The following is a 3,309-nucleotide window of genomic DNA, read 5'->3' as shown; positions in this document are numbered from 1 at the left end:
GCCTGCCACTTCCGGGCGCCGGGCGGAGGGGGTCCGCCCGTCAGGTGCCGGACGGGGGCGGGGTCCGCCCGTCGGGCTCCTGACCTCCCCGCGGGACGTGCCCGTCGGGCTCCTGACCTCCCCGCGGGACGTGCCCGTCGGGCTCCTGGCCCCCGGGCGGGACGTGTCCGTCGGGCTCCTGACCTCCCCGCGGGACGTGCCCGTCGGGCTCCTGGCCCCCGGGCGGGACGTGTCCGTCGGGTCCGTCCAGGCGGCGCACGTCCTCCTCGCTCCACTTCCTGGTGTCGCGCGGCTGGGTGTAGGGCTCGGCCTCGGGTGGATGGCCGCCGGCGATGGCCCGCTGCCGTACGGTCTCCGCGTCGAACTCCAGGCCGAGCAGGATGGCCAGGTTGGTGATCCACAGCCAGACCAGGAAGACGATGACGCCGGCCATGGTGCCGTAGGTCTTGTTGTAGGAGGCGAAGTTGGCGACGTAGAAGGCGAACCCGGCGGAGGCGGCCATCCAGATCAGCAGGGCGAGGAAGCTGCCGGGGGTGACCCAGGTGAAGCCCTTGACCTTGGCGTTCGGGGTGGCCCAGTACAGGATCGCGATCATCACGGTGACGAGCAGGACCAGCACCGGCCACTTCGCGATCGACCACGCCGTCAGCGCCGTGTCGCCGGCCCCGATCGCCTGCCCGGCACGCCGGGCCAGGCCGCCGGAGAAGACCACGATCAGGGAGCTGGCCACGGCGAGGACCATGAGGACCACCGTGACGCCGACGCGCACCGGGAGGATCTTCCACACCGGGCGGCCCTCGGGCATGTCGTAGACGGCGTTGGCGGCGCGGATGAAGGCGGCCACGTAACCGGACGCCGACCACACGGCCAGCACCAGGCCGACGAGCGCCACGATCGAACCGGTCCCGGCCGTGCCCTGCAACTGCTCGACGGACCGGGTGACGATGTCCCGGGCCGGCCCGGGGGCCAGGTTCCGCAGGTTGTCCAGCACCCGGTCGGTGACCGACCGGCCGGCGACGGCCAGCAGGGAGACCAGCACCAGAAGCGCCGGGAAGAGGGCCAGTACGGCGTAGTAGGTGAGGGCCGCCGCGCGGTCGCTCAGCTCGTCGTCCTTGAACTCGCGCAGTGCGCCTTTGAAGGCCGCGGCCCATGCCCGCCGGGGCAGCTTCGCCGGGTTGTCCGGCGCCCGCCGCTCGACCTCCTCGGTGGGTCCGGCCTCCTCGGGGGCCGGTACGGGCGGCGCCGCCGTCTCGTCGGCGGCCTGCCGGTGGTGTCGCAGTGGTACGTGCAGCTTCGCCATACGGCCCGGGTAACCCGGCAGGGCGTCCTCAAGCACCCGGCCGGCGGTTCGGCCGGCACCCCGGCACCTCAGCCCCGGCCGGCAGTTCCGGTCGCCGCCCCCGCACGTCAGCCCCGGCCGGCAGTTCCGGTCGCCGCCCCCGCACGTCAGCCCCGGCCGGCAGTTCCGGTCGCCGCCCCGGCATGTCAGCCCCGGCCGGCGGTTCCGGTCGCCGCCCCGGCACGTCAGCCCCGGCCGCCACTGAGGTTGCCCCACCGGGGGCCGATGTGCTTCCACTCCGCGTCCCACTCGGCCATCCGCCGCCGGATCAGCCGGTCGCGCACCAGCCAGCCCGCGCCCCAGACCAGCGCGCCGGCGGCCGGGGCGACGAGGGCGCCGGTGAGGGCCGCCTGCAGGTCGGCCGCCGAACCGACGAGGGGGGCGGGCACGATCCGGTCGGCCCGGTTCGTCCACACCGTGACGCGGCTTCCGGCGGTGGCGCCCGGGACGACCTTCGCACGGTCGGTGTGCACCGAGCCGTCCCTGTCCGTCCACCGCACGACGGCCCACACCCGGTCGTCGCCGTAGCCGTCACTGGCGGCCGGGGTCCGTGCCGCGTCGCTGGTGACCACGGCGGACACGGGGTGCACCCGGGCCTGCCGCGCCGTGAACCCCGACGCGGAGGTCCGGGCCGCCACCAGGCCCGCGAGGATCCCGACGGCCAGGGCCAGCACCCAGCCGGCGAGGACGATCCACGCCTCGACGACATCGCTGTGCCGCCGGAGCGGGTTGCGCCGCCAGCGCCACAGCCGCACCCGGGCGACCGTCGTGGGAGGTGTCCGTGTCATCGTCACCGCCTCCTCTCGCGCACCGGCGGCCCGGCCCGTGACCGGGGCGGCCCCCGCGATGTCCGGGTCCCGCTCCCGGGCCGCTCCCGGAGCGAGCGCCACCACACCATCGTGCACCTCTCCCGGCCCATCGTCCGCCGCAGCCGGGAGCCGGCGCCTTCCCTCCCGTCGTCCGCCCGGCGGGAGGGCCCCACCGGGCGGACGACGGGAGAGGTGTCGCGGGGCGGGCGTGCGGGTGCCGGCCGGCCGGGGCCGGCGCGGCTAGGGATCGTCTTCAAAGGTGATCAAGTGATGAGGGATCATGCTTGTCGTGGTGCGTCGTCATGAGCTTTCGGATGCCGAGTGGGCAGTGTTGTCGCGGTTCCTGCCGAGTTCGGGGACCGCAGGGCGGCCCCGTTTGGACGACCGGGTGGTACTGAACGGGATCGTGTGGAAGCTGCGGACCGGATCGGCCTGGCGTGACGTGCCGGAACGTTATGGCTCCTGGCAGACCTTGTACACGCGTTTTCGCAGGTGGGCTCTGGACGGCACCTTCTCGCGCATGCTGCGGGCCATCCAGGCGGAGAGAGACGCGGCCGGAGACATCGACTGGCTCGTCTCGGTCGACTCCACCATCGTGCGGGCACACCAGCACGCCGCCGGCGGCAAAAAGGGGCCGTCGACAGGGACGAAGCGGGTGATCACGCCCTCGGTCGATCCCGTGGTGGACTGAGCACGAAAGTTCACCTGGCTTGCGACGGACGCGGCCGCCCTCTTGGCTTCGTCTTATCGGGCGGCAACGCCAACGACTGCACCCGCTTCGAGCAGGTGATGGGCTCGATCAGCGTGCCCAGAGTCGGGCCCGGGCGCCCGCGGACCCGGCCCGACCACGTGGTCGCCGACAAGGGCTACAGCTCTCGAAAGATCCGCGCCTACCTGCGACGACGCGGCATCCCGCACACCATCCCCGAACGCGTCGACCAGATCCTCGGCCGCTTGAACCGCGGCATACGCGGCGGTCGGCCGCCCGGCTTCGACCGGGACATCTACCGCCACCGCAACGTCGTCGAGCGCTGCTTCAACCGCCTCAAGCAGTGGCGCGGGCTGGCCACTCGCTACGACAAGACCCGCGAGTCCTACCAAGCCGCCGTCACCATCGCCTCAATCATGCTCTGGATCTGACCTTTGAAGACGATCTCTAGG

Annotated in this window: 1 protein-coding gene and 2 pseudogenes; 1 reads left to right on the top strand and 2 read right to left on the bottom strand. The window is 73.2% G+C overall.

Going from position 1 to position 3,309, the window contains the following annotated elements:
- Positions 1-244: 244 nt before the first annotated feature.
- Positions 245-1,300, bottom strand: a pseudogene (locus GT045_RS06460) (YihY/virulence factor BrkB family protein); the annotation flags it as partial.
- 224 nt (positions 1,301-1,524) lie between these two features.
- On the bottom strand, positions 1,525-2,127 hold the full coding sequence (locus GT045_RS06455; RefSeq protein ID WP_161333572.1) for a hypothetical protein: 603 nt from the start codon (positions 2,125-2,127) through the stop codon (positions 1,525-1,527).
- 301 nt (positions 2,128-2,428) lie between these two features.
- Here GT045_RS06455 and GT045_RS06450 point away from each other — a divergent pair.
- Positions 2,429-3,288, top strand: a pseudogene (locus tag GT045_RS06450) (IS5 family transposase).
- Positions 3,289-3,309: the final 21 nt, after the last annotated feature.

The sequence above is a fragment of the Streptomyces sp. SID486 genome (assembly GCF_009865385.1).
Classification (GTDB): domain Bacteria; phylum Actinomycetota; class Actinomycetes; order Streptomycetales; family Streptomycetaceae; genus Streptomyces.
Note: the sequence above shows the minus strand (reverse complement) of the source record. Positions and strands in the feature narration are given on the sequence as shown.

Excerpts from the sequence above, each read along its gene's own strand:
- GT045_RS06455 (WP_161333572.1), bottom strand. The coding sequence starts at position 2,127 with ATGACACGGACACCTCCCACGACGGTCGCCCGGGTGCGGCTGTGGCGC.